Genomic DNA, 24,847 nt, shown 5'->3' with positions numbered 1-24,847 from the left:
AAGAGCAATTTATGAGTATTTTCCGGTTTCCACTCCTAGTTTGGCTGGGAATAGGGATTCTAATTATCTGTCTAGGGATCAGACAATCATTTGGCATTTTTATGATGCCAATTTCCGACTACTTTCAAACCGGGCGTGAGTTCTTTAGCTTTGCGATAGCATTGCAAAACCTATTGTTTGGTGTTTTCCAGCCTTTTGTGGGTATGGCAGCCGACCGTTGGGGAGCAAAGCGTATTATCATTTTAGGTGCCATCTCTTACGCTTTGGGACTGTTTCTGACATCGATGGCCGTTGCACCAACCATGATGTACCTATCACTGGGTGTACTTGTTGGTCTTGGTCTGAGTGCCACCAGCTACGTGATCGTTCTGGGTGCCGTCGCGAAAGTCGTACCAGCAGAGCATGCTGCAAAAGCATTCGGTTTAACCACGGCCGCTGGTTCATTTGGTATGTTTGCCATGATCCCAGGCGCACAGACACTAATGAGCGACTTTGGCTGGCAAGGGGCAATGCAAGCATTCGCTGTGCTATGTAGCTTTATGGTGGTGTTCGCCCTATTCATGAGGACGGCAAAGCCAAAAGCCAATGCCGCTACCAATGCACCAGAAGACAATCAAACACTGAAAGAAGCATTGAAAGAAGCCTTTGCTCATAAAGGTTACTGGTTGATTCATGCCGGATTTTTTGTGTGTGGTTTCCACGTGATGTTTATTGCCACTCACCTACCTAGTTATTTAGCAGATAAGAACTTACCAGCGTCAACTGCAGCAATGGCATTAGCTTACGTTGGTATCTTCAATATCTTTGGCTCCTATTTCTGGGGGGTAATGGGTGATCGCTTTAACAAACGCCACGTAATGTCAGCACTGTACTTGATGCGCACCATTGTGATTGCCGCTTTTGTGACGCTACCTGTCACTGAACAGACGGCAGCTATTTTTGGTGGCGCAATCGGTTTCTGCTGGCTTGGGACAGTGCCGCTGACTTCTGGCCTGGTTCGCCAAATCTTCGGCTCACGTTACCTATCGACCCTTTATGGTCTGGTGTTCTTCACTCACCAGGTCGGCAGTTTCTTGGGAGCTTGGGTGGGCGGCCGAATTTACGATTACTACGGCTCATACGAGCCTATCTGGTGGTCTACCGTGGTTCTTGCGTTGATCGCCGCACTGATTCACCTGCCGATTAATGACAAACCTGTACCGCGTTTAACTATGGTTAAGGCCTAAGTATTGAAGGCTCTCAATACACGTTGAGAGCCTTTTTTATCTGTCGTTTCAACGCTCCAATGTGCTATTCCCAAGTAACCTGAACTTGGACATGCTGGATATCAATAGTGCAATCTCATTGCAATTATTCATCCTCGGTTAATGTTTATATGGCATACTTAACTTAACGCTATAAATCAAAAGGGTTTTAAATGAGAACACTCGGCAACATCATCTGGTTTGTATTCGGTGGCGTATTCATGGGTTTGCTATGGTGGTTCTTCGGGCTACTGGCATTCATCAGTATCATCGGCATTCCATGGGGGCGCGCTTGTTTCGTAATGGGTAATTTCTCGTTTTTCCCATTCGGCAAAGAAGCCGTTTCACGAGATGAACTCACGAACGAGATGGACATCGGCACTAGCCCGCTCGGGGTGATCGGTAATGTAATTTGGTTTGTGTTTGCGGGTATCTGGTTAGCAATCGGCCATGTACTTTCTGCCGTGGCATGCTTTGTAACGATCATCGGTATTCCGTTTGCACTTCAACACCTAAAACTGGCGGTCATTTCTCTCGCACCGATTGGTAAAACCGTCGTATCGACAGAAGAAGCCACAATGGCTCGCTACAACATCAAACGATAATCTATAACCAAGTACCTTGAGATTGTTTCGGTATAGTGACCCTCTCAGCAAATGGCTTAGAGGGTTATTCCGGTAATAAGTAACCCGCCATTAACGACGGTTTATTAATAAACCCAAGTAAATGGGGTAATAACCAGTGGTTATTATTGGTGAGTTCTCGAGTCTAAGTTGTTTTTGATAATCTCTGTAACGATACCGCGTAACCAATGCACTGTGACATTGCTCAGATTTTTGTGATGATAGCAAGCCTGCAAGGCGGGCTTAATAACCATCCCACCGTACTTGAATTCGATCCGACATAGATAAGAAAGTTTCTCGGCATTCAGCGTCTTTGAGGCAGGAAATACCATATCCGAGTTTTCGACTACATCCACAATGGCGAAAGGCAGTTCACAACGAAAGCAATGTTAGGCTCTACTCCTTTGACTTTCATTATTTTTTCTGTGAACGAAACGTTTGAGTTCCAGTCGGCGGCAATGATGGTGGCGAACTCTAAGTTCTCACAATCCGTAATCTGTAAGCGTCCACCTTTTAGCGGATGATCCTTACGTACATAAGCGCAAAATGCATCCTGAACAATAGCTTTGGTCAAAAGCTCTTTCGGGGAGTGACTGATCTCATAGTTGACGCCTAACACGGTTTCTATGTGGGCGATGCTGGCGAGCTAATGAGATATGAGTTACAGTTTGTTACAATCACTAAAGTCTCTCATTCTTATACCAAAAATAGTTTGGGCACACAGCAAGGATTTCTATGATAAATAAAAAAGTACTCATTCTCTTTGCGCATCCTTCCCAGCACCGCTCCGAAGTGAACGCCCCTATGTTCAAAGCCGCCCAAGAAATTGAAGGAGTGACGTGCGTCGATCTGTACAGTGAGTATCCTCATTTCAATATTAATATCGACCGAGAACAACAACGCTTACGCGATCATGATGTGGTGATTTTTCAATTTCCTCTCTATTGGTACTCCACCCCTTCTATCTTAAAAGAATGGCAGGATCTTGTGCTTGAATACGGTTTTGCTTATGGCGCAGAAGGTACAGAATTGCGGGGAAAAACGATGCTATGCGTGCTTTCTGCGGGCGGTAAAGAAGAAGCCTACAAAGCCGAAGGCTACAACCACTTTACCATTCGGGAGCTACTTGCACCTATCGAACAAATGTCTTCACTAACCGGAATGAACTATATTGCCCCTCTTGCTTTGTTTGGTTCTCGCACCGCGCTAGAAGAAGGGCGAATCCCCCATCATCTTGAACGCTACCGGACTCTGCTCACCGCGTTAGTCGAAGACAAACTCAATATCAAAGCAGCAGCATCACTCATTAAGCTCAACAGCGCCTTACCAGAACTGATTAAGGGAGCATCATGACTGGGGTTTTCTTACAAGCTTTTATCTACCTAATAGCGGCAGTGATTACCGTTCCTTTAGCGAAGCGCTTGGGGTTGGGGTCTGTACTCGGCTACTTAATTGCCGGTGTGATTATTGGCCCCATCATTGGTCTAGTAGGCAAAGAGACCACCACCATTCAGCACTTCGCTGAGTTCGGTGTGGTGATGATGTTATTTCTCGTCGGTTTGGAACTAGAGCCCAAAATGCTCTGGGCAATGCGCAATCGTCTAATGGGCTTAGGTGGTTTGCAAGTTGGTGGTACTGCTGCTGTGATCATGGGGATTGCGCTTTATGTTGGGCAGCCTTGGACCGTTGCTTTAGCCATCGGCTTGATTTTCGCCTTATCTTCAACCGCCATTGTGCTACAAACCTTCAGCGAAAAAAGGTTGACCAAAACAGAAGGTGGTCAGAACGCGTTCTCTGTACTTCTTTTCCAGGATATCGCCGTCATTCCAATGCTAGCCTTTATCCCCCTCCTAGCATTGCCCGAATTAGTAGAGCAAGCACAATCCGCTGCGCAAACGGCGGCAGAGCATCATGAAGAGTTAAGCTTGGTCGCTGGATTGCCTGGTTGGACATATGGCTTAGCGATTACCGCTTCGATTGCTCTCGTGGTCGTTGGCGGCCATTTCCTGAGTCGCCCATTATTCCGCTATGTCGCAAGCTCAGGTCTGCGTGAGATATTCACGGCTACAGCGTTGATGCTAGTGATCGGTATTGCTGCCCTGATGAGTTTAGTTGGTCTATCACCGGCTTTGGGAACTTTCCTCGCAGGTGTCGTCTTGGCAAACAGTGAATTCCGCCATGAGCTTGAGTCAAATATTGAACCCTTTAAGGGCTTGTTACTCGGCCTGTTCTTTATCACGGTTGGTGCAGGCATCGATTTCTCTGTCCTATTTAGTGGCTTCGGTTTAATCATCGCTCTCACGCTCGGCGTCATGCTACTAAAAGCGTCCATTTTGCTCATTTTAGCCTTTATATTTCGCATTAAAGGGAGCAACCGTTGGTTGTTCGCGTTGAGCTTAGCGCAAGCGGGTGAATTCGGTTTTGTGCTATTAAGTTTCTCAGTACAAAACCACGTTATTCCATTCGAGCTATCTCAAACATTAGCCCTCGTCGTGGCTATCTCGATGTTCCTTACTCCGGGGTTATTTATTCTGTTTGATAGAGTGATTCTTCCTCGCTATCAAAGTGAATCGAACGAACGTGAAATCGATACTATTGAAGAGCAAGGCACGGTTATCATCGCGGGTATTGGTCGTTTTGGTCAGATCATCAACCGTCTCTTAGTATCCAATGGTGTAAAGACCGTCGTTCTGGATCACCAAGCGAGCCAAATTGACAACATGCGCCAAATTGGCACCCGTGCTTACTTTGGTGATGCAACGCGTCCCGATATGCTTCATACCGCTGGCATTAAACAGGCCTCGGCAATTGTTGTCGCGATTGATAACCAAGAATCAAGTGTCGAATTGGTGAAATACATCAAACACACTTACCCTCAGGTGAAAATCATCGCACGTGCATTCGACCGCGGTCATGGCTACCGTCTCCGTCAGGCAGGAGCGGATATTATAGAATCAGAGACTTACCACTCTGCATTAGAAGTTGGTGGTCATGCGATGAAGCTGCTTGGTATTCATCCGTTCTTTGTTGAACAACAAAAAACCACTTATAAGCGTGTCGAAGATAGAAAATCCAATATTCTGTACGAAGCATGGGCCGATGATTCAAAAGGTGAGCGCTACGACAATAACTTCCTTCAGCTGTTTATTCACCTAGAAGAGAAAATGGCCGAAGAGATGCGAAAAGACCGGCACGATAAACTCTCGCGATCAGAACGAGGTTGGACACCACCACCGAAGGGCTACGCAGACAAGTTTGATGGTGAAAACGTTCCAGATTTGCCGACTCCAACAGAAGACACCCCATAAAATGAAAACCTCCCGCGGGAGGTTTTTTCTCGTCTAAGCATCAACTGAAGTTACATAAGATCACTCATTAAGGTCTCATATTCTTCATTGGCTTCATCAACTAGGTGAGAAAGCTCCAACGCATCTTTTTTCGCAAGGTTGAATTGCCACGGCACGTTGCCTTCTTTCCCACACACTTTGGTTTCGCTACCACGACTTTCAAAAGACAAGTCACCAAAATCCGTCGTATGATGCTCACCCAGCTCAATGATATCGACTTCCAACATTCCAACTGGATTGACTTCAACGCTAGCATGCAAGTCTAGGCTATTCTTCAAACTGTATTCACGATGCACGGTAATCATGGTGCCTCCTTGATCCTCCAATGGGCTACCTTTTAGAAGTATAGATGAAGGCATGTGATCCAAAGATTAAATTACGCTGAAGATTGATCTTGATTAAAAAAACCGCAACTAAATTATCGAACAAAGATCAAACAGTATGCGTTTTGTTCTTACCGTCTCACGAGTTTGAAATACACTGTGAATGTGAAGTTAATGAGCCACAAGGAATAAACAAATCCCTGAGTCTAGGCTCGGGGATTTTTGTTTGAAAGCAATCGTGCGTATTCAGCTTTATTCTTTTAAGCAAAAATAAAGGTGTATAGGTATCCTGCACTAATCGCCATGCTTAGAATCACGAATAGAAACGCCGCAATCATTTGGTTCTTAAAGATAGATTTTAGCAAAATCACTTCTGTAAGACTTGCGCCCGCGCTACCAATGATAAGCGCCATGACTGAGCCCAACGCCATGCCTTTTTGTACTAGCGCCGCACTTAGTGGAATCACCGCTTCTGCTCGAATGTACAATGGAATGCCAATCACAGTGGCAACTGGAATCGCGTACCACTTAGCTTCACCTGCGTACTCTACGATCAGATCAGTCGGAATGAAACCGTAGATGAAAGAGCCAATTGCGATACCCATCATTAGGTATGGGAATACTGGTTTGAAGTCTTTCCAAGTTGAGTGCCAAATGCGTACCCAACGGTTTGGTTCTTTCTCTTCCACAACTTTCGCTGTCGCACTGCCGTCTGCAGAGCAGCAAGACACTTCTACCTTAGGTTCTGTTTTTGGTGTGCTATCACCACAACAAGACGGTTCTTCAGCGACTGGAGCTGACGCACAACAAGAAATTTTTTCAACAACCGGAGCGGGTGTGCAACAAGGACTTGTGCCACTGTTTGTTGCTGGTTTCTCTTCTGATTTTTTGCGGCTTGAATCACCACAAGCTGTCCCACATGAAGACGAGCCCGCGGCTTCGTATGCTTCAGGTTTTACATACCGCTCAAAACCCAGTTTTTCAAGCACATAACCCGCAACTACCGATACCGTCATTGCAATCGAAAAGTAGAATACTGCCACTTTCCATCCAAAGGTTACCACAAATAAACCGATGATCACTGGATTAAGCAGTGGGCTTGCAAATAGGAACACCATCATAGGTCCAAAACCTGCTCTGGCGCGCAACAAACCTTTTAGAAAAGGAATCGTTGAGCAGGAGCAAAAAGGCGTAATTGAACCTAATAACGCAGCAATGAAATAGCCCTTACCCTTCTTCGAGCTCAAGATAGACTGAATTTTTTCCGGTGTTAGAAAGTCTTGCAAAACACCAACAATGTAACTGATTGCTAAGAACAGAATGATTAGCTCTGCAGCTAGAAACGCAAACATATCAAGCGCTTCCTTAGCCATGACCATAATTTCTGGGTTCATATTGAGTCTCCTACTGATCTCTCATCACTAACGGTAAATTTCCCAATGAAGCTGGACTCTTCATTTCCATTTTTCTCGAATTATAGAAGTAAAAAAATCATGGTCAATACATTTATTTCGATAAATGTCGAAATGTTTGATTAGATAATAAATATCAATTGCTTATGAAAAGTATTTTTGGAATTTGCTATTCCATAACACTTCCATTATCATCGAAATGAATTTATCGTTAGTCTTCTCAAGAGGTCAGAATGGAACTTGAAGCCGTAGCCAAAGCACTTAAAGAATTAGGGCACCCTACCCGACTCTGTATCTACAAAGAGGTGGTCAAAGCAGGCTATCAGGGCATAGCGGTAGGTGGCGTACAAGATAAACTCGGTATCCCGGCTTCTACACTTTCTCACCATATTTCGAGCCTTGTTTCTGCGGGATTGATCAGCCAGCGTCGCGAAGGTCGCACTTTGTACTGCGTGGCTGAATATGAATGTCTGGATTCTGTGATTGGATTCCTACGTGATGAGTGTTGCATCAATGAAGGTGGCGATAAATGCTAATCTGGGCATCGGCTTCTTTCTGAGGCAGCCACCGCTATATGAACTTCCTCACATCGTTGCACTCACACCCCATCCAACATTTGCTATCTCATAGAATAATAAGCTTTACTCCTTCTGCTTTTAGGAAGAAGGAACGACGTTTTTATGATCTCACTTAGAGAGCTAACCAAAGAAAACTACTTGGATTGCATCCGGCTCAATTTGCATCCAAAACAGGAAGATAGCCTCGCGTCCAATGCCATTACGATTGCCCAGTCTCACTTCGAAATCGATTACCAGTTGAAAGTGATTTATGAACAAGAGACGGTTATTGGTCTATTGGCGTTTTGTCATGAAGATGAGCCACTGGATTATTCTATCTACTGGCTGTTCCGTTTTATGATCGATAAAGATCATCAAAATAAAGGCTATGGAACACAAGTACTCAACCTTCTTGTTGAAGAAATAAAGGATCTCGGTGGAAAAACCCTTCTCACTATGCATAAGCCGTCCAATCAACAAGCTGGAAAGCTCTACCGAAATTTTGGTTTTGTTGAAGATGGCGTGTTAGACGATGGTGATATTTCACTAAGACTGGTTTTGAGTTGATTAAATCAGCTCCTTAGTAATGCTCATGGTAAAGCGGTGAACACGACGCGACTAAATACCATACTCGGCATTTAGTCGCTTTTTAAACACATATTATTCAGACACTAAAAGCATGGCGGATTTAGCTGCAACCTTCACCTCTTGCCCACTAGCTACCTTCAAGTTGGATATCATATCGACTAGATCGTTGCCTCCTTGCAGCAACAACGATTGAGGTCGAGCAGATTTATTCAACACCAAAATTCCCTTCTCACCCCGTTGAAGTACTAACATATCATCGTTGCCTTCTAGCACCATCATCGGCTCACCATGAACTCGGTTATGAAACGCGATCATCTTCGCCATTCTTGAGTCTTTCCACGTATTCTTCCATCTTGGTTTGCCATCTTTGCCTTTAATACCGCTAGTATCGAGGTCGGTGTAAATCAGCGGCACACCGCCATCACGACCAAGAATATAGGCATACGCTAACCACTCGTCCTCTTCATCCATGATCAAGTCCAAGAACACATCGTTGTTCGGAATGTCATGGGTAATGGCGAACGTAATTGCGCGACCATTCGATAACGCCTGACCAAAACAATAAGGGTCAATCAAAGATTTGAAGCTGCCCTTCTTGGAGAACGCCTTAAAGATGGTTGAGAACAAAGGGAAATCGTAGGCTCCCAAACGCGTCTCTTTCAAATATGGCTCAAGAAACAGTTCGTACTCTTCTTCTGTAGCCCCACCATCAGTAATGATTTCACCGAAAATATGGATATCATGGGTAATGTCTTCGGTCCAAACCCGCTTTAGATGTTCCAAAGTCATGTGTTTAGCCGCATCAATACGGAAGCCTTTCACACCGAGTACTTTTAATGCGTTAAGATAAGCACGCTGCTGTTTAACGACGTCGTCACAAACTCGAAGTGTCGGCAAGCCAGGATCAGTTGGGCCTCCGGTAATTCGTCCGTTCTGCACTTCCCACTTGTCTTTCCAATCTGTGATACCAAAGGCTTCAACAAAATCATTTTCATCAAACAGCGGCTCAGATAAGTCACCAAATAGAATCAGGTCTTGATACTTGTCCGTATTTTTCTGGTAGTCATCCATCACTGATTGGCGCGGATATTGTAGGTCCGAGCGGAGATGTGCTTCGTTTGCCATGTGATTAAAAACGACATCGGCATAAACTAATACGCCTGCACGGTCGAGCGCTTCAACCATGCTTTTAAAATCTGTGGTATTACCGAGCGCATTGTCGATAACACGATAGTCTTGAGGTTGGTAACGCTGCCACCAGCGTTCGTCTTGTGCGCTTTTCATTGGTGGTGAAACCAATACCGAGCCATAACCTAGCTCGCTGATCTCCGCTGCGCGTTGGGCAATGTCAACATACTTCCAATCAAAAGCATGCAAGATAACATTGGCACCCGTTGATTGTGTGTCCTGTAAGCCACTCATGTTTCTCTCCTCGTCGCGTTCGCTCACCCATTGTTACTCGAATTCATCGTGAGCGAATCCAATAGCCAAAATTATAAGAACTATTGACGCGCCTCCCTCACCCCTTTTGCGTTTCTGCTAGGGGGAAAAACAGGGCGTAGCTCATCCCCTGTAAAGGTTTAATAAGCTATGTTAGCGCCCAAACCATCATCAAAACTACAAAAAACCAGTGCATAAACCCCTGTTTTATAGTCACTTTTAAAGATGACATCTTCTGCCCAGCCTCCATTCTCACTAATACGCCTTAGCTCAAGAAGAATGTAGCAATGGAGAAATCACTCGCTATGTAACAAACATTTAAGAAAGCAAAACTGTTACTTACATCACGTTCGGTGCAATTTATAAATAGATAGGAAAGTCGACAAAGGCTCGAAAAGATAACGAGAGGAGCGCGAATAAAGGGCGGTAAATACAAAAATAGCGCGATAAACGCGCTATTTTTTATTAGGTACGGTACAAGACCTTAACGACGTGCCAACCAAATTTGGTCTTCACAAGGTGTGGCGTTAGCACTTCACCGGAAAAACAAACTTTATCGAACTGTGGCACCATTTGACCACGTCGAAACTCACCTAGGTCGCCACCACGTTTACCAGATGGGCAAGTCGAGTATTTCTTTGCTAACGCCTGGAATTTAGCGCCTTTTTTAAGTTGCGCTATGATGTCTTCAGCTTGTTCTTTATGCTTCACAAGAATGTGCAAAGCCGCTGCTGTATTTGCCATGTGCCTGTCTCTCACTGTTCGGATCGAGCAAGTTTACCGAATTGACCTGATATCGCCAATAATTTCTCGCATACAGCTCTATTTTGGAGCGAAAAATGAGCAAGGAAAAACTGATAATTTAGTGAAATACTGTGTGGCCATTCACACGATATCCACTCAAATTAGGAAGATTGCTTCAAAAGCTAACTTTTCTCTGCTAAACGGTTGAAGCTGTCGCCTTATAAGATTAGATTAGCGTCATAAATCAGCAGTATAGATAAGGATATTTTATGACTAAAGTCATAAGCAAAGCGAATCAATCACAGGGAATGCTGGTATTTAAACTCACCCTGCAACAGCACTTTGCAATAGGCACCCTAAAAGTTCGTGAAATTGTTCCTTATCTGCCTACGACTAAAATTCCTTATTCACATTATCACGTAATCGGGACCGTTACGATTCGTAATTTAACCGTCCCCGTGATCGACATGGCGGCAGCGATTGGTTTTCGCCCTATGCACGAAGAAGAGTACCAAGACTGCTACTTGATTGTGACCGACTGCCTAAGAACCGTCGTCGCCTTCATGGTTCGTGGCATTGAAAAAATCATCGAATGCGACTGGAAAACAATTGAAACGCCGCCAGAAAGCGCTGGTAACAATATCTTTGTTACGGGTATCACTCGTTATGAAGATAACATTGTTCAGATGTTGGATGTCGAACTGCTACTTTCAAAAATCTATCCACAGTATGAAAATGCGAAAATTCCAATGCTAACGGACATTGAGCGCGAGCGATTGAAAGCATTGAATATCTTACTGGTTGATGATTCCGCCATCGCACGAAAACAGCTCTGTGATGCGTTAGATAGCATCAACATTCCTTACCAAATCTGTAAAAACGGAACTGATGCATTGGCATTGATGAAACATGATGCCGCCGCTAATCATCCTATCGACTTGTTGGTCAGCGATATTGAAATGCCTGGCTTAGACGGATACGAGCTTGCCTTTGAAGTTCAAAATGATGCCGCGCTGAACCACTCTTACCGTATTCTTCACACTTCCCTGTCGAGTGAGATTTGTGTTGATCGCGCTCACCAAGTCGGTGCACACGAGGCACTTGAGAAATTCAACGCAGGTGAACTGGTGGAAGCCATGCTTCGAGGGGCAAAAGAGTTAGAAGCCAAAGCCATGGCTTCTTAGTTTACTTCTTTGGCATTGTGTAGCTGCGAGACACAAACTCCGTCTCTGCAACCTGATAAAGGTCATTAATATGTGATACACGTTAGGCTGTAATCAAGTCAGGATATTGCGACTAAAATCATCCAACTCCATCGTTAGTACTAACCCAATGCGGCTGCATAGCTCATCAGCAGCAATTTCAAAGTCACACACTGGGCTGGCTTCATAAATGAATGGGTAGCAAATCTCGGCTAGTTCCTTACTTATGGGTCTCATGCTTTTGTTCCAAGATCAAAAGAAATCCGTATATACCCGAGTGACTTAACTTCCCTTCCACATTCATTATTTCGCGTTACACCTAATGATTACAACTATTTTGTGGCCATGTTGGAGGAGGATAAATCAAGGACATTATCACCTGATACACCCGAAAGGTTTTAACGAAAAGAAAAAAGAAGCCCCGCATCGTTGCGGGGTTGGTCTATGGTGTTTGAGTTACTTGCTCATTTGAATCAATGATCGGCCAAGCAACCACTCAATTTCTCTCGCGCTGCCGTCTCCAAATTGACTTTCTGCCATTTTGTACAAACGGTCTATACCATTAGCAGCAAACTCATGAGCATTTTCTGAAGTAACAATATGATGGAATAATAGGCGTAAGATCGCCAAAAATTCTGAATCATCAAGAGCCTTAATCCAGCTCTGAGAAAACACCTCTAAGCCTTTATCAAACTCCAAATGATCGACGAACATTTTAAAGATACGACCATCGAGTGCCGCGGTAAAATCCGTTTTCTTAGGGAAATGGTGGCTAATACCCGTACGTGATACCCCCGTCTGCTGACTCAACGTTGTGTAAGACATTTTGTCGTAACCAAGTCTTAAAAGTTGATCAACAACGGCATCCATAATCTTCTGAATAGTAATTTCGGTATCTTCTTTACTACGCTTTGGCATATTCTAAGCTCTTCTCTTCATAAATCCATCTAACTCACTTTTCGATGAAGCTAGAATGAAAATCACCCTTAACAGTATCTACTTCGCGCCCCTAATCTTATATTAGGAACCAACATACCCCATTTGCACTGTATTCCAGTGCGAACCATAGTAATAGGACTATCACTATATGTGACTAAAAACATGGTAAAAACTCATTCCATCAAAACTTTACACCAAATCATTCATCAAAACTATGTTAAGATTAAGAGTGATAATTGTATAAAAACAATCAATCGGAAATAGTCTTATAAATTGAATTCCAGTTCAACCAATCAAACGAATATCTCTCTAATATGTTGGTTAATTGCTTTTAAACATTGACAGGCATCACACTATTTTCCTATAAGCATCGAAACCTAGCCTATTACTTTTGATTAACAACATAACATGCTGTTCTATTTTTGTCCAAAATCGTTCATTTTTGTAGATACAGATCAAATACCTGATAGAATACCCACAGTATTTACATGAGGATTTGTTATGAGTATCGAATTAGAACAAAATCAAGTATGTGAAGCTTGTGGTTGTGCTGGCGAGATGGGCTTTATCATCAAAGAAGGCGACGATGTTGCTGACGTAACGATTTTCGCAGAGTCAAAAGCAACATTGGAAGCAGAGTTAGAAAAATACGTTGAATTGGCTAAATCAGTATGTGCAGATGTTGAATACAACACATCTGAACTGACTGAAGAATCAAAAGAGCTAACCGCTCGATTCAAGTTTGAAGTCAGCGCTGAAAAGCTAATCTTTGAACTAAAGACTCGCTCTCTAATGCGCTAGTCATGGATAAAAGCGAGCACTCGCTCGCTTTTTTAACTTCGCTGAGTACCGCCTCACGGTTGTTTCTTAAGTATGACCCACTTAAGTGCACCATTGGATTCAAAATCATTGGCCTCCGCACAAACCAAAAGAACATTGTCGACTTTAAGCATCGCCCCCTCGGTATAAGCTTTATCATCATAGTAACAAATACGCTGTCCGACCTTGCCATCCGCAGCGATGAAGGCTCCCAGCTCTGGTGTACTATAAGACTTTGCCACCACTGCATCAGAAACCGACAACGACGCCAAGCTCATGATCATTATTAAAATCGATTTCAAATTCATGCATATCTCCTCAAATAGATTTAAGCATACTAGCAGGTAGATCTTTTATGTTCTTGGCAGCATCTCATACTATTGGTAAGTCAGGCTCTAGATGCGCAAGTTGCTTTACGCTATGCTTTTCATGTTTTTAAATTTAGAAGTGTCGACGATGCGTGTTGTCCCATTATTATTAACATTAATGGCTGTCAGTGGTTCACCTACCGCCTATGAACTCGACTACTATTCCAAATTTGGTCATACCGATAACTATGGCAACCTTGACCTGAGGAATAAACCCTATCGTCAGTTGCCCGATGGCTTAGCGGTGAAGGGTAACTTGAATATCTCACAAACCCCCATCACTAAGTTACCTAAAGCGCTAGATGTCAGTGGTAATTTAGAAGCGAAGCATAGTGCATTGAAAACCATCAGCCCCGGCACAAAAATAAAAGGTTATGCCGATTTATTGGGCAGTAAAATTGAGCGTTGGCCTATAGGGATAAAACTGGGTGGGTACTTAAATTTAACAGATACTCCCCTAAAAAATCTCCCTGCAAGGCTACGAGTGAAAGGAGACTTGAGTGTCATTCGTACACCATTAACGGCATTACCAGAAGGGTTAATCGTGGATGGAAACCTCTATATTGGTGGCTCTTCACTTACTCAATTTCCAGATATGATGACCGTTAAAGGGAATATCTTTTTAGGTGGAAACAAAATATCAAAATGGCCTCGCAACCTAACACTAGGTGGCGCTGTCGCGCCGTAGTAAAGAATTAAGGTGAGAAACGAGTATAGAATCAACAGATAAACCCTATTTAGACTTCGCCTCTCACTGCTTCACTGCCACGGATCGGAGTTCCGCGTTGACTATTCCTGATTGTTTACCGGATTCGCATAGCTCGCAACCAAATAGGTTTGCGCGCCAGTCGGTAATTTCTCTAACTTCTCAGCCAGTTGAGCTCTCACAGAGTCGGTAATGCTCTCATCTTCACGCCCTGCGGCTAGCAGATTGATTGGGAACACACGGTAGTTGTGATGGATTTGACGATCGATTTCTGCCGCCAATGCATCTGGCGTTTCAAACTCTTGGTCAATGACATCCCCAAAAGAAACGTGCACTTTACCTTTGTAGCCTATGATTCCTTGGATGATGCTCTCAATGTCTTCAAATTCGCCTTTTTCATAGCGACCATTCTCTGCTTTCTCATACAACTCTTTAGCCTTGGCGATATCACAAGGATCGTTTTGGTACGAGATAGAAACAGGAACAATTTTCAAAGAACGCGTATACTCACCAAAGCTAATTTTATGTTTTCGGCCTTCCACATGAAACATTTTGAGAATCGCTGGATCGGTAAAGTCGTTCCCATCTTTCGCGCGGCCTTCTTTTTGAGCAATCCAAATTGAGTTCCCTGTATCCAGAGAGTGTTTGATGTAGCTAGAGAGTTGCCCTAGGGCCTTCATCATCTCTCGTGGCGCTCTTGCCGAACGTTTGACGATGAAACTTTTATTCAGTTTCATCAGTTCAGTCGCACATGGCTTCTTAAGTAAGTTATCACCAATAGCAATACGTACCGTTCGGTGATCATTTTGGTGTAAACCATAGTTAACAAGCGCTGGGTCCATCGCAATATCACGGTGGTTAGAAATAAAGAGGTAAGACGTATTTTTGTCTAACTTATCTAAGCCAGAAAAGGTCACGCCATCCGTTGTCGCATCTAAGGTATCTCGAAGATATTTCTTTACTTCTAACTGAATGGCCTCCACCGACTTCAGTTTACTCCACTTCGCTTTTAAGTAGATGCGGATAACTGGGCTCATCAATGCTTTAAACCAACCAGCTTTATTCGCAAAGCGGTGCTTTAAAATTGCACTGATGAATTCATCGTCTTGGATCAGACGGTCTAGCGCCGCTGGAATCTCTTCGTCATTGTATGGACGAATTTCAATATAGGGATCGGTATTGGTTGTCATTATTTATTTCATTTCATTTCAAAAAAAGCTGGCACATTCTACGCATTGTTTTGCCACGCCGCAGCAGTTCAACCCATACTTTTAACATGGTCATACCAGTCGTATTACAATTTAACTTGTCAAAAAAATCTGTTACCCGGTTGGCATTCAAATGCTTTAGCGGTACTCTTAGCGGCCCAAAAACTCTGGTATTCATAATGAACTACGCAATTGAATTTCACGACGCTCACTTCCCTTTTCTGCATGTAACAGCACGTAAAAATGCGCTCAAACACAGTTTGCTATCTGTTGTAGAAGGTTTGGCGATCATAAAATTGGGTAGGCAGGAGTATGCCATCGAACCGGGTCAATATTTTTGGATTCCACAGGGATGTTTGAGCTCCCTCACTTTTTTACCTAACACTCGTGTCAATCGCTGTGATTTCTCTGTCCGCTTGAAAGACTCATTCGCACACCAAGCGGGTTTTGTAACGCCTTCGGTATTATTGAAAGCCCTCGCGGAAAAACTCTCCACTACGAAAGAACGTAGTACATATCAACTTGATTTATTGACCGTTGTTAAACATGAGGCGCTTACCCTAAAACCTAGCTTGAACACCTCCCCTCTAACCACTTCCATTAATCAGTGGAAGCCAGGGAGTGAGGAGCGCATTTCAAGAGAGTTGTGCCTAGTGTTAACACTTCGTGAAGCTAGAAAAATGAAACTATCTGGCTTAAAGCAAGCAGATATTGTCGAGCAATTATTTGCGGGCAATGAAGAAGAATATGAGCAGTTATGCTACTTGGTGTTTGGAGAAGTACTCTAGGTTTTACCGTTCATTGTCGAACAGAATTACAAAAAGGGCGTACATAATGTAAGCCCTTCAATCAGTTAACGTGGGTTAGAACGGCACTTCGATTTGCATCATCCAGTCCGCGTCGTAATACTCGTGCCAGCGATAATCAAAACGCATCCGTGGTTCGCCATCATTTTTATCACCAAAACCAACACTAAACATCAAGCCATGGCTGCGTAGCCATTCCTCTGTGGTCATTTTATTTTCATCGCCTTGCAACTCTTCTGGCATCCAGACACCTAAACCAAAGTAATTGTTTTTATGGTTTTTCGTGAGTAATGGCGTATCTAGCGATTTAATCGCCCACTCATCCCAATAGTTATCAGTTAGCTCATCCGTCACTTTTATCTCTTCATACCAACTGAGCGTATCGACACTGAGCACACCAACGCTATCAAAAACGTCTTCGCAAACAGGCATGGTGTTATTCACAAAAACAACCGACCGATCAGACAAATAGTTACAAGCAGAACTCGCCTGTGTGGCCACAAGCAGCGCGCATGCACTAAATACCACCATTCTGACCATGAGAATCTGACCTCTTAGTTACCAGATAATGTTTCTTTATATAAGCCTTCGCTTAGCAATAATTCACTGACTGTTGGGGTCGTATATGCACTGATATCTTTGCCCTGTAACAATGCATTACGAATGTCCGTACTTCTGATTTTTATCTTTTCTGGACACGCCATAACAGACCAACGCCCCATAATCTCTTCTGCTTTATAAAATTTAGCAAAATTGAAGAAATTATCAGGACCGATAACAAAAGTTATATCGGCTTGCTCATGAGTTTCTTGAATTTTTGCTAATAACGAAAATGTCGTCACACGTTGCCCAGGCTGGTACAAAGTTTGCTCTAAATCTGATCGTTGAACATTAGAAAGCCCCATGTCCTCAATAAAAGCATCGACCAGTTTGCACCGTATTGGGTAATCCAACATATTTTTGCCCCAAGCGTGTGCAATACTGGGCTCTAGCAACACGAGATCAAAGTGGCTCAGTGACTCGATTACGCTCTTGTGTCCTAAGCTAGGCGGGTTAAATGCGCTGCCAAAAACGGCGATTTTTTTCATATCCGGTGATTACCTGGTTGAAGGGTGTTTTCTAATTCGATGAATTCGGTATGATACTACAAATCTTTAAAGCTTTTGACACCAAAGCGACGTTTATGAACATCAATTGAATGGTTTTGCGCCATTTGTGAACGATAAACGCCTGCCGTTGTAAAATCTATTAAAATGGATTTTGGTGTCTGACATATTTGCAGGAAAAGGAACCTTAAATGGAACAGTCCATCCGCGATGAAATGCGTGTATTGCCATCAATTGACCCGCATTTCGAAATTGAGCGCCGTGTCGCTTTTATTAAGCGTAAGCTTCAAGAAGCCGGTTGTAAGTCACTTGTGCTTGGCATCAGTGGTGGTGTTGACTCAACAACGTGTGGCCGCCTAGCACAAATTGCTGTTGACCAGTTGAATGAAGAATCAGGCCACCAACACTATCAGTTTATTGCTGTTCGACTGCCTTACGGTGAGCAGAAGGATGAAGATGAAGCGCAACTGGCGCTCTCTTTCATCCAACCAACACACTCTGTATCCGTTAACATCAAAGAAGGCGTTGATGGTCTCCACGCGGCGTCTCATGTTGCACTTGAGGGAACGGGGCTTTTGCCTACAGATGCAGCAAAAATAGATTTTGTAAAAGGTAACGTTAAAGCACGTGCTCGCATGATCGCGCAATATGAAATCGCTGGTTATGTTGGCGGTTTGGTCATTGGTACCGATCACTCCGCAGAGAACATTACTGGCTTTTACACCAAATTTGGTGACGGTGCCTGTGATATGGCTCCTCTATTTGGTCTAAACAAACGTCAAGTTCGTGAAGTTGCAGCAACGCTAGGTGCACCTGAATTACTGGTGAAAAAAGTCCCAACAGCGGACCTAGAAGAACTTGCTCCGCAAAAAGCAGATGAAGATGCTCTAAGCCTGACTTACGAGCAGATTGATGATTTTCTTGAGGGGAAACCAGTATCACAAGAAGTCAGCGATCGTTTGGTTTCTATCTACAAGGCAACCCAGCACAAACGTCAACCGATTCCTACGATCTATGACTAAATAGTGCTACTACGAATAACCGCTTCGTACCGCTCAGGTAAAAACGCCGCATACCCTATGCGGCGTTTTATTAGTTAATAGGCGCTAGCCTGTCACTATGACGTCCGTTTCTGGAATCGCGCAACAAGCTAGAACCGTCCCCATTGCACGCTCTTCATCGGTGAGTGCAGGAACGTCAGGTTGATCAACTTTACCTGACTCCAACTGCACCTTACAAGCACCGCATAAACCCACTCGGCAGCTATTTGAAACACGCTTGCCTGCATTTTCAATCTGTTCCAGTAACGTTTGTTGATTGTTGCCCAACAGTTTAAAACCATTAAATTCAATCCCTACCCTCTTTTCCGGTCTCGCTGCCATTGCCGCAATACCGAAGGCTTCCTGATGGTAGTTGTCTTCTGGTAACCCTTTCTTCAACAGCAGATTCTTCGCCTTTTGCATAAAGCCATCCGGGCCACATACAAACACTTGCCTCTGTTCAACGTCTTTGATGAGTTTGATATGAGAAAGGCTTAAGCGACCTTTTAGACCAAACCAATCAATCGTTGGTTGGGTCAAACTGATTTTCAAATCTAATCCTGGATGCTGACGTTTAAGCGCCTCCAATTCCGCTTTGCAAGGAATATCCATCTCGCTTCGACATTGATGATAGAACACAACATCATCTAACTGATTTTGATCGGCTAAATAACGCAACATCGAAAGCATTGGCGTCACACCGCTCCCAGCAGAAAGCAATAATAATGGTTGGGCTTGATGTTCTTTCAAGTGAAATTGGCCATCGGGTGTTCCTGTTTCTAGGACATCCCCAACTTGCAAGTTGTCCAATAATGCATTGGAGACTCGGCCTCCTGCAATTCGCTTGACGGAAATGGCATATCGACCCTGCCTTGATGGGCTAGAAGAAAGCGTGTAACGACGCCCCACTTTCTTGCCGTCTATTTCCACATCAATTGGAAGATGTTGGCCTGGTAGATATGGGGGCAGTAAGCCTTTGCTTGGTTCTAGCCAAAAAGTCACGAAGTCGCGGGCGATAGCTTCACGTTCAACACAAGTAAGCGACATTCGTTTCGGTGAGTTGTCTGGATAGTACTCCGGTTCTTTGTATTCCAATACTTCGACTTTGTCGCCTTGACGGATAATGCCCTCATTGCGTGCAACCAGATTTTGTCCGAAGAAGACACCCCCACGCTCATTGGCACGAAATTCTTGCAATGTTCTTAGTGGCTCTTTACTCTCACGAAATGTACCGCGTTGTGTGTTTACGGTCGTTAGGATGCAGCGCTCACAAGGCTTAACTGTTTCAAATTCCACTTCACCAATTCGAATGCGTTTCCATGAATCTTCTTCAAATGGCTTTGTGCCGGCAACGACAAGATTGGTGCGGAACTGTTCCATCGAGTGCTGTTCTGAGCTTCTGCGATTCAGCTCCTCTAGTGACGCTTCACTGATCACCAATACTGGGTAACCATCTGCAAAGCTGACATTATGACCCAGCTTTTCTCGTACTCGATTCGATTGCTCTCCGGTAAACAACAACTCGACACGCAGTCCCAATACCTTGCTAAACCAGTCATCGGCTTCATCCGTTGTGGTAAAAGCCGTAAACGTATCCTTCCAAACCGTGGCTGGGGTTTCCTGCATTTTGAAATCTTGATAACGAATTTTTAGCGGTTTCGCCTCAAGGCTGGTGAATACCACACCATCTGGCAACAAGGCAGACTTAATGGTCACCATTTGTGGGTGCTTCCTTGCAGTGACCATCGCCCCGTCAGCTTTCGCAATCATAAAACGACGGTCAAAACTCAACCCTTGCTTTTCTACCCACGCAGACGAAAGCAAGACGCCACCAACGGATTTTACTGGAAATACATTTATTTGAGACAACACAGACTGAGACACGACCCTATTCCTACCGATTCGTTAATGATTAAACTATTCTATCTCCATCGGCTCTTTGACCCAAGTGCCGATAAAAGAGCCACACCAATCAGCTAGGTTTTAGAAAAACCACCTGTGATGAACAATGTTCCATGATTTTGCAGGCTTCTAACTAAACAGGGATTGCCAAATTGTGTCATTGCTTATGCAATCTCGTCAGTTTTTTTTGACGCCACCATTGTCACTTATCCTGAGTTTAAACCATGGATACAAATAAACTCATTCTGATATTGCTGTGTATCTTTCTTCCACCCGTTGCAGTTTTTATGGAGAAGGGCTTAAGTAAGGACTTTATCATCAACCTCGTTTTGACGTTTTTCTTCTTCCTACCGGGTACAATTCACGCACGTTGGTTAACGATGAAATAACCCCGCAGAAAGAAAAGTGAAAAATGGGATGAAATGGATGTGCATTTCCTCTATCATCCTGTCGCCTAAGCGCAAGCGTTTGCTCTTGAGGTAAATGCAGCGTTTAGGCTCCAATCACATATTTTCACTGGTGGGAGCCATTAATGACAACACTGACTATTACTCGTCCTGACGACTGGCACGTTCACTTACGCGATGGTGAAGTTCTAAAAGACACCGTTCGCGATATTAGCCGTTATAACGGCCGTGCGCTGATCATGCCAAATACCGTCCCACCTGTTACCAATACCGAAATGGCGCTCGCCTACCGTGATCGAATTCTTACTGAACCACACGGTGACCAATTCGAACCACTTATGGCACTTTATCTGACTGACAACACCTCACCTGACGAAATACGCAAAGCCAAAGCAACGGGCAAAATCGTCGCCGCAAAGCTTTACCCTGCAGGTGCAACCACCAACTCAGATTCAGGTGTCACTGACGCGAAGAACATTTACCACGTTCTAGAAACGATGGAAGAAGTCGGTATGCTTCTATTGGTGCACGGTGAAGTCACCCACAATCACGTAGATATCTTCGACCGTGAGAAGGAATTCCTTGATACCGTTCTTGCTCCAATCGTTAATGACTTCCCTAACCTAAAGATCGTTCTTGAGCACATCACAACGGCAGATGCCGCAAACTTCGTCACCAACGCATCTGATAACGTTGCGGCAACCATTACCGCTCACCACCTACTATTCAACCGTAACCACATGCTTGTAGGCGGTATTAAGCCTCACTTCTACTGCCTGCCAATTCTTAAGCGCAATACCCACCAACAAGCGCTTATTGCAGCTGCAACTAGCGGCAGCAAGAAATTCTTCCTGGGAACGGACTCTGCGCCACATGCGAAAGGGGCAAAAGAGTCAGCTTGTGGCTGTGCGGGCTCATACACTGCACACGCAGCACTAGAGCTATATGCTGAAGTGTTCGACAAAGAAGGTAAGCTAGAGAACCTAGAAGCCTTCGCAAGCTTTAACGGCCCTGATTTCTACGGCATCGCACGTAACACTGATACCGTCACTCTTGAAAAAACCTCTTGGGATGTACCAGAAACGATGCCATTTGGTAACGACATCGTTGTTCCTATTCGTGCCAACGACAAGATTGAGTGGGAAGTGAAATAATCACGCCTCCAAAATGAAAAAAGGGTCATCTGCCACACCTAGTTGGGAAGGGCATGACCCTCTTCTTTGGGCCTTTTCATACTCACTGCCTCTAAATAACCAGAACTCAGATTACTCACCGCGTACTTTTTCTACGACTGTCCAAACCGCAACAACAGCAAGGCCTGCAACAACACCGACAAGACCGTTTAGTAGCGTCGGTACAATCGCTGTCGCAATGGTGTGACCTCGAAAATCCATAATGATGGGTTCTATCAGATGGTGAACAGCAGGCACATTGTGTACCACAATACCACCACCGACTAAGAACATTGCGGCGGTACCGACTATCCCCAAAAACCTCATCAGTTTTGGTGCAAAACTAACCAGCACGCTGCCAATCTTGGCTTTGACTCCTTTACCTTTCGATGTTCGCTCAAGATAGAAGCCCAGATCATCGAGTTTCACGATGCCAGCCACCAGCCCATACACACCGATTGTCATCAGCAATGCAATTAAGCTTACGACTAAAATTTGAGTCAGCATGCTGGCGCCCGTCACAGTGCCAAGTGCGATAACAATAATCTCAGCTGAAAGAATGAAATCGGTACGAACCGCTCCCGCGACCTTTCTCTTCTCATATTCTTCGACCGACTCGTCAGAATCGACTTCGTCTTGTTTTTCTTCATGTTTATGTGCATGTGGGAAAAGCTTTTCTAGAATTTTCTCTGCCCCTTCAAAACAGAGAAATAAGCCCCCCAGCAAGAGTAAAGGCATGATTAACCAAGGTATAAAAGCGCTAATTAGTAACGCTGCAGGGACGAGGATAAGTTTATTTCTAAATGATCCTTTAGCCACCGCCCAAACCACCGGAATTTCTCGCTCAGCGGCAACGCCTGATACCTGCTGAGCATTTAATGCTAAATCATCACCCAATACACCTGCGGTCTTCTTTGCCGCGACTTTAGACATTAAGGCGACATCATCCAATACAGTCGCTATGTCATCCAACAACGTGAGTAAACTCGCTCCAGCCATTTTCTTATCTCTTTTATAGAATTGAATTAGTAACCTACATTCAGGTTAAGTAACAAAATGCAACACTACAGAAAGCTCAACAAAGTAATGATTTTGCAAACAATGGTGTGACAAATTGTGTTTTCTATTGCCGTCAGATTCAGAGAATACTAGTCTTGTCTTACCTTCAAGCACATAAAAGAAAAGTATAGATGAAAAGCGGATACACTGACCCAATCGGTACCCAAGGTGAACCTTGGGGTGAAGCGGAACGCAAAGCATGGTTTGAACAACGTGACGTAAAACGCAGCTATCAAGAAGAAGTGGTGTCTAAGATTAATGCGCTTCGTGATCGTTTCGAGGTGGAGCAATATGGCGCGCTTTCTTACGACGAATCACGCTTCCCACTGTTTTGCATCAAAACCCGTAACTGGGATGCAAACAAACCGGTTGTTTTAGTAACAGGTGGGGTTCATGGCTACGAAACGAGCGGTGTGCATGGCGCACTGAAGTTTGTTGATACTCAAGCCGAGCGTTACGCTGAGCACTTCAATATTGTCGTTGCTCCTTGTGTTAGCCCTTGGGGTTACGAAGTCATCAACCGTTGGAACCCAAATGCGATTGATCCAAACCGCTCTTTCTATGCTGATAGTCCTGCAGAAGAATCGGCAAACTTAATTAAGTTGGTTGCAACGTTAGGCGATGTGTTAATGCACATTGACCTTCATGAAACGACGGATTCTGACGAAACCGAATTTCGTCCTGCACTCGCTGCTCGCGATGGCATTGAGTACGTAGAGGGTATGATCCCGGACGGTTTCTACACAGTAGGTGACACAGAAAACCCGCAACCAGAGTTTCAAAAAGCCATTATTGAATCGGTAGCCAAAGTCACGCACATCGCCCCAGCCGATGATAAAGGCGAAATCATCGGTTCAACGGTGGTTCAATTTGGCGTGATTAACTACCCAATGCTAAAGCTAGGTCTGTGTGGTGGCGTGACCAACTGTACTTACGGCACCACAACGGAAGTTTACCCAGACAGCCCGAAAGTAACGGATGAAGAGTGTAATGACGCTCAAGTCGCAGCGGTTGTGGGTGGTCTGGACTACGTACTCACTCAGCTATAACAAGCGATTTTTATACTGCTCCGGTGTAATGCCGGAGTATTTTTTGAACATGGTAATAAATGGGCTTGCTTGGTTGTAACCCAATGTTAGTGCCACTTCTTTTACTGTCTGTCCTTTACGTAACAACTCCATCGAGTGCAAATAGCGCACTCTTAATCGCCACTCAGTAAAACTCATCCCCAGTTCACTCTGACAGTGACGCGCCAACGTTCGTTCTGTGGTGTGGACCTTCTCTGCCCATTCTCCCAAACTAATCTCATCCGTCGGTGCTTCTTCTACTGCTTTTAAAATCGGCTCAAGGTACTTGTTGTCAGTAGTCGGCAAGAAATGGTGCTCGACTTCTTGTTTAGCTAGCTGATCGAGTAACACCTGAACTAAGCGCTTATCCTCATCGGTTTTTGCCACGTTGATATCGCGTTGGCGAAAATCTTCTACTATCGCAGAAACAATAGGAGTGACCTTAATCAGACTGGTTTTCTCTGGGAAATACTGGGTAAGTTCTGGCGCAATATTTAAAGAACAATATTCCAATGGCTTACGATTGTAACTGGTGTGTCGGATTCCGGCTGGTACCCAAATCGCAAGGTGTGGAGGTGCAAGAAAGCGGGTATCTTCGGCATCCATCTCCAAAATGCCGCCACTGATCAACTGTACTTGGCCCCATGCATGGCTATGAACTCGCGTTTCAGTGTTCGACAAAAACGCCTCAAAATTCATAAATACATCTGATGGTGCAGCGTCGATTAATAATGAAGGATGAAGATTTCTCATACTCTTTTTCAAATT

26 protein-coding genes and 1 pseudogene are annotated in these 24,847 nt (G+C 44.2%); 14 read left to right on the top strand and 13 right to left on the bottom strand.

Features of this window, described 5'->3' with window-relative positions; translation table 11 throughout:
- Positions 1-11: 11 nt before the first annotated feature.
- The 4 genes from ACVA54_RS07160 (at position 12) to ACVA54_RS07145 (ending at position 5,175) form a co-directional block, all read left to right on the top strand.
- On the top strand, positions 12-1,226 hold the full coding sequence (locus ACVA54_RS07160) for an MFS transporter (protein WP_119464379.1): 1,215 nt from the start codon (positions 12-14) through the stop codon (positions 1,224-1,226).
- 191 nt (positions 1,227-1,417) lie between these two features.
- Positions 1,418-1,849 (top strand): YccF domain-containing protein, encoded by a 432-nt coding sequence (locus ACVA54_RS07155; protein WP_099080358.1) that lies wholly within the window; start codon positions 1,418-1,420, stop codon positions 1,847-1,849.
- Between the two features lie 753 nt (positions 1,850-2,602).
- Positions 2,603-3,220: an NAD(P)H-dependent oxidoreductase gene (locus ACVA54_RS07150; protein ID WP_446608362.1), complete on the top strand. Its 618-nt coding sequence runs from the start codon at positions 2,603-2,605 to the stop codon at positions 3,218-3,220.
- Entirely contained in the window at positions 3,217-5,175 is a 1,959-nt protein-coding gene (locus ACVA54_RS07145) for a monovalent cation:proton antiporter-2 (CPA2) family protein (RefSeq protein WP_446649490.1), read from the top strand. The genes ACVA54_RS07150 and ACVA54_RS07145 overlap by 4 nt, the downstream gene beginning before the upstream one ends.
- Positions 5,176-5,225: 50 nt before the next feature.
- Here ACVA54_RS07145 and ACVA54_RS07140 read toward each other — a convergent pair whose 3' ends face one another.
- Together ACVA54_RS07140 and ACVA54_RS07135 are read right to left on the bottom strand one after the other, a co-directional pair.
- Positions 5,226-5,519, bottom strand: a complete 294-nt coding sequence (locus ACVA54_RS07140) for a hypothetical protein (RefSeq protein WP_119464377.1) — start codon at positions 5,517-5,519, stop codon at positions 5,226-5,228.
- Positions 5,520-5,797: 278 nt separating this feature from the next.
- Positions 5,798-6,931, bottom strand: a complete 1,134-nt coding sequence (locus tag ACVA54_RS07135) for a permease (protein ID WP_446644227.1) — start codon at positions 6,929-6,931, stop codon at positions 5,798-5,800.
- A gap of 251 nt (positions 6,932-7,182) precedes the next feature.
- Between ACVA54_RS07135 and ACVA54_RS07130 the strand changes: the two genes are divergently transcribed.
- On the top strand, positions 7,183-7,485 hold the full coding sequence (locus tag ACVA54_RS07130; protein ID WP_446649489.1) for an ArsR/SmtB family transcription factor: 303 nt from the start codon (positions 7,183-7,185) through the stop codon (positions 7,483-7,485).
- Positions 7,486-7,629: 144 nt separating this feature from the next.
- Positions 7,630-8,073: a GNAT family N-acetyltransferase gene (locus ACVA54_RS07125; RefSeq protein ID WP_446596420.1), complete on the top strand. Its 444-nt coding sequence runs from the start codon at positions 7,630-7,632 to the stop codon at positions 8,071-8,073.
- Between the two features lie 93 nt (positions 8,074-8,166).
- Here ACVA54_RS07125 and ACVA54_RS07120 read toward each other — a convergent pair whose 3' ends face one another.
- Both ACVA54_RS07120 and ppiC read right to left on the bottom strand, forming a co-directional pair.
- Positions 8,167-9,516, bottom strand: coding sequence for an alpha-amylase family protein (locus ACVA54_RS07120; RefSeq protein WP_119464376.1), 1,350 nt, complete (start codon positions 9,514-9,516; stop codon positions 8,167-8,169).
- 483 nt (positions 9,517-9,999) lie between these two features.
- Positions 10,000-10,278: a peptidylprolyl isomerase PpiC gene (ppiC, locus tag ACVA54_RS07115; protein WP_099080364.1), complete on the bottom strand. Its 279-nt coding sequence runs from the start codon at positions 10,276-10,278 to the stop codon at positions 10,000-10,002.
- Between the two features lie 269 nt (positions 10,279-10,547).
- On the opposite strand from ppiC, the gene ACVA54_RS07110 reads away from it, so the two are divergent.
- Positions 10,548-11,462, top strand: a complete 915-nt coding sequence (locus tag ACVA54_RS07110; RefSeq protein ID WP_446644228.1) for a chemotaxis protein — start codon at positions 10,548-10,550, stop codon at positions 11,460-11,462.
- Positions 11,463-11,558: 96 nt separating this feature from the next.
- On the opposite strand, the pseudogene ACVA54_RS07105 reads toward ACVA54_RS07110, so the two are convergent.
- A pseudogene (locus ACVA54_RS07105) lies at positions 11,559-11,717 on the bottom strand (ATP:cob(I)alamin adenosyltransferase); the annotation flags it as partial.
- A 219-nt stretch (positions 11,718-11,936) separates the two neighbouring features.
- Entirely contained in the window at positions 11,937-12,398 is a 462-nt protein-coding gene (locus ACVA54_RS07100) for a TetR/AcrR family transcriptional regulator (RefSeq protein ID WP_099080366.1), read from the bottom strand.
- A gap of 522 nt (positions 12,399-12,920) precedes the next feature.
- Between ACVA54_RS07100 and ACVA54_RS07095 the strand changes: the two genes are divergently transcribed.
- Positions 12,921-13,220 carry a YfcZ/YiiS family protein gene (locus ACVA54_RS07095; RefSeq protein WP_099080367.1) on the top strand — a complete coding sequence of 100 codons (300 nt, stop codon included), beginning with the start codon at positions 12,921-12,923 and terminating at the stop codon, positions 13,218-13,220.
- Positions 13,221-13,273: 53 nt separating this feature from the next.
- Here the strand turns inward: ACVA54_RS07095 and ACVA54_RS07090 are convergent, their stop codons facing one another.
- Complete coding sequence (locus ACVA54_RS07090) at positions 13,274-13,546, bottom strand: YnjH family protein (RefSeq protein WP_119464375.1); 273 nt, start codon at positions 13,544-13,546, stop codon at positions 13,274-13,276.
- A 148-nt stretch (positions 13,547-13,694) separates the two neighbouring features.
- Between ACVA54_RS07090 and ACVA54_RS07085 the strand changes: the two genes are divergently transcribed.
- On the top strand, positions 13,695-14,294 hold the full coding sequence (locus ACVA54_RS07085) for a hypothetical protein (RefSeq protein WP_446579497.1): 600 nt from the start codon (positions 13,695-13,697) through the stop codon (positions 14,292-14,294).
- 101 nt (positions 14,295-14,395) lie between these two features.
- On the opposite strand, the gene ACVA54_RS07080 is transcribed toward ACVA54_RS07085, so the two are convergent.
- Positions 14,396-15,502 carry a 1-acyl-sn-glycerol-3-phosphate acyltransferase gene (locus tag ACVA54_RS07080; RefSeq protein WP_099080369.1) on the bottom strand — a complete coding sequence of 369 codons (1,107 nt, stop codon included), beginning with the start codon at positions 15,500-15,502 and terminating at the stop codon, positions 14,396-14,398.
- Positions 15,503-15,699: 197 nt separating this feature from the next.
- On the opposite strand from ACVA54_RS07080, the gene ACVA54_RS07075 reads away from it, so the two are divergent.
- Complete coding sequence (locus tag ACVA54_RS07075; RefSeq protein WP_099080371.1) at positions 15,700-16,308, top strand: AraC family transcriptional regulator; 609 nt, start codon at positions 15,700-15,702, stop codon at positions 16,306-16,308.
- A 75-nt stretch (positions 16,309-16,383) separates the two neighbouring features.
- Here ACVA54_RS07075 and ACVA54_RS07070 read toward each other — a convergent pair whose 3' ends face one another.
- Positions 16,384-16,866 (bottom strand): hypothetical protein, encoded by a 483-nt coding sequence (locus ACVA54_RS07070; RefSeq protein ID WP_099080372.1) that lies wholly within the window; start codon positions 16,864-16,866, stop codon positions 16,384-16,386.
- 14 nt (positions 16,867-16,880) lie between these two features.
- The gene (locus tag ACVA54_RS07065) at positions 16,881-17,414 is read right to left on the bottom strand and encodes a nicotinate-nicotinamide nucleotide adenylyltransferase (protein ID WP_446649488.1); all 534 of its coding nucleotides are present in this window, start codon (positions 17,412-17,414) and stop codon (positions 16,881-16,883) included.
- A gap of 209 nt (positions 17,415-17,623) precedes the next feature.
- On the opposite strand from ACVA54_RS07065, the gene nadE reads away from it, so the two are divergent.
- Positions 17,624-18,454: an ammonia-dependent NAD(+) synthetase gene (nadE, locus tag ACVA54_RS07060; RefSeq protein WP_119464372.1), complete on the top strand. Its 831-nt coding sequence runs from the start codon at positions 17,624-17,626 to the stop codon at positions 18,452-18,454.
- A gap of 84 nt (positions 18,455-18,538) precedes the next feature.
- On the opposite strand, the gene ACVA54_RS07055 is transcribed toward nadE, so the two are convergent.
- The gene (locus ACVA54_RS07055; protein ID WP_446649487.1) at positions 18,539-20,356 is read right to left on the bottom strand and encodes an MOSC N-terminal beta barrel domain-containing protein; all 1,818 of its coding nucleotides are present in this window, start codon (positions 20,354-20,356) and stop codon (positions 18,539-18,541) included.
- Between the two features lie 242 nt (positions 20,357-20,598).
- On the opposite strand from ACVA54_RS07055, the gene ACVA54_RS07050 reads away from it, so the two are divergent.
- A complete protein-coding gene (locus tag ACVA54_RS07050; protein ID WP_099080376.1) occupies positions 20,599-20,763 on the top strand; it encodes a YqaE/Pmp3 family membrane protein in 165 nt (54 codons plus the stop codon).
- A gap of 143 nt (positions 20,764-20,906) precedes the next feature.
- Positions 20,907-21,935 carry a dihydroorotase gene (gene pyrC, locus ACVA54_RS07045; RefSeq protein ID WP_099080377.1) on the top strand — a complete coding sequence of 343 codons (1,029 nt, stop codon included), beginning with the start codon at positions 20,907-20,909 and terminating at the stop codon, positions 21,933-21,935.
- Between the two features lie 111 nt (positions 21,936-22,046).
- Here the strand turns inward: pyrC and ACVA54_RS07040 are convergent, their stop codons facing one another.
- Complete coding sequence (locus ACVA54_RS07040; protein ID WP_446579382.1) at positions 22,047-22,952, bottom strand: DUF808 domain-containing protein; 906 nt, start codon at positions 22,950-22,952, stop codon at positions 22,047-22,049.
- A 191-nt stretch (positions 22,953-23,143) separates the two neighbouring features.
- Between ACVA54_RS07040 and ACVA54_RS07035 the strand changes: the two genes are divergently transcribed.
- A complete protein-coding gene (locus ACVA54_RS07035; protein ID WP_099080379.1) occupies positions 23,144-24,061 on the top strand; it encodes a M14 family metallopeptidase in 918 nt (305 codons plus the stop codon).
- Here the strand turns inward: ACVA54_RS07035 and ACVA54_RS07030 are convergent.
- Positions 24,056-24,844 (bottom strand): AraC family transcriptional regulator, encoded by a 789-nt coding sequence (locus ACVA54_RS07030; RefSeq protein WP_099080380.1) that lies wholly within the window; start codon positions 24,842-24,844, stop codon positions 24,056-24,058. The two genes, ACVA54_RS07035 and ACVA54_RS07030, sit on opposite strands and share 6 nt — an antisense overlap.
- Positions 24,845-24,847 lie beyond the last annotated feature (3 nt).

The organism is Vibrio sp. PNB23_22_6, from assembly GCF_052877535.1.
The sequence above is the reverse complement of the archived record's forward strand: the minus strand, read 5'-3'. Positions and strand labels throughout refer to the sequence as shown.

Coding starts and splice junctions, on each gene's coding strand:
- ACVA54_RS07085 (WP_446579497.1), top strand. CDS start 13,695: ATGCGTGTTGTCCCATTATTATTAACATTAATGGCTGTCAGTGGTTCA.
- ACVA54_RS07095 (WP_099080367.1), top strand. CDS start 12,921: ATGAGTATCGAATTAGAACAAAATCAAGTATGTGAAGCTTGTGGTTGT.
- ACVA54_RS07065 (WP_446649488.1), bottom strand. CDS start 17,414: ATGAAAAAAATCGCCGTTTTTGGCAGCGCATTTAACCCGCCTAGCTTA.
- ACVA54_RS07125 (WP_446596420.1), top strand. CDS start 7,630: ATGATCTCACTTAGAGAGCTAACCAAAGAAAACTACTTGGATTGCATC.
- ACVA54_RS07120 (WP_119464376.1), bottom strand. CDS start 9,516: ATGAGTGGCTTACAGGACACACAATCAACGGGTGCCAATGTTATCTTG.
- ACVA54_RS07135 (WP_446644227.1), bottom strand. CDS start 6,931: ATGAACCCAGAAATTATGGTCATGGCTAAGGAAGCGCTTGATATGTTT.
- ACVA54_RS07110 (WP_446644228.1), top strand. CDS start 10,548: ATGACTAAAGTCATAAGCAAAGCGAATCAATCACAGGGAATGCTGGTA.
- ACVA54_RS07155 (WP_099080358.1), top strand. CDS start 1,418: ATGAGAACACTCGGCAACATCATCTGGTTTGTATTCGGTGGCGTATTC.
- pyrC (WP_099080377.1), top strand. CDS start 20,907: ATGACAACACTGACTATTACTCGTCCTGACGACTGGCACGTTCACTTA.
- ACVA54_RS07150 (WP_446608362.1), top strand. CDS start 2,603: ATGATAAATAAAAAAGTACTCATTCTCTTTGCGCATCCTTCCCAGCAC.
- ACVA54_RS07130 (WP_446649489.1), top strand. CDS start 7,183: ATGGAACTTGAAGCCGTAGCCAAAGCACTTAAAGAATTAGGGCACCCT.
- ACVA54_RS07075 (WP_099080371.1), top strand. CDS start 15,700: ATGAACTACGCAATTGAATTTCACGACGCTCACTTCCCTTTTCTGCAT.
- ACVA54_RS07035 (WP_099080379.1), top strand. CDS start 23,144: ATGAAAAGCGGATACACTGACCCAATCGGTACCCAAGGTGAACCTTGG.
- ACVA54_RS07070 (WP_099080372.1), bottom strand. CDS start 16,866: ATGGTCAGAATGGTGGTATTTAGTGCATGCGCGCTGCTTGTGGCCACA.
- ACVA54_RS07080 (WP_099080369.1), bottom strand. CDS start 15,502: ATGACAACCAATACCGATCCCTATATTGAAATTCGTCCATACAATGAC.
- ACVA54_RS07140 (WP_119464377.1), bottom strand. CDS start 5,519: ATGATTACCGTGCATCGTGAATACAGTTTGAAGAATAGCCTAGACTTG.
- ACVA54_RS07100 (WP_099080366.1), bottom strand. CDS start 12,398: ATGCCAAAGCGTAGTAAAGAAGATACCGAAATTACTATTCAGAAGATT.
- nadE (WP_119464372.1), top strand. CDS start 17,624: ATGGAACAGTCCATCCGCGATGAAATGCGTGTATTGCCATCAATTGAC.
- ACVA54_RS07050 (WP_099080376.1), top strand. CDS start 20,599: ATGGATACAAATAAACTCATTCTGATATTGCTGTGTATCTTTCTTCCA.
- ACVA54_RS07090 (WP_119464375.1), bottom strand. CDS start 13,546: ATGAATTTGAAATCGATTTTAATAATGATCATGAGCTTGGCGTCGTTG.
- ACVA54_RS07145 (WP_446649490.1), top strand. CDS start 3,217: ATGACTGGGGTTTTCTTACAAGCTTTTATCTACCTAATAGCGGCAGTG.
- ACVA54_RS07160 (WP_119464379.1), top strand. CDS start 12: ATGAGTATTTTCCGGTTTCCACTCCTAGTTTGGCTGGGAATAGGGATT.
- ppiC (WP_099080364.1), bottom strand. CDS start 10,278: ATGGCAAATACAGCAGCGGCTTTGCACATTCTTGTGAAGCATAAAGAA.
- ACVA54_RS07040 (WP_446579382.1), bottom strand. CDS start 22,952: ATGGCTGGAGCGAGTTTACTCACGTTGTTGGATGACATAGCGACTGTA.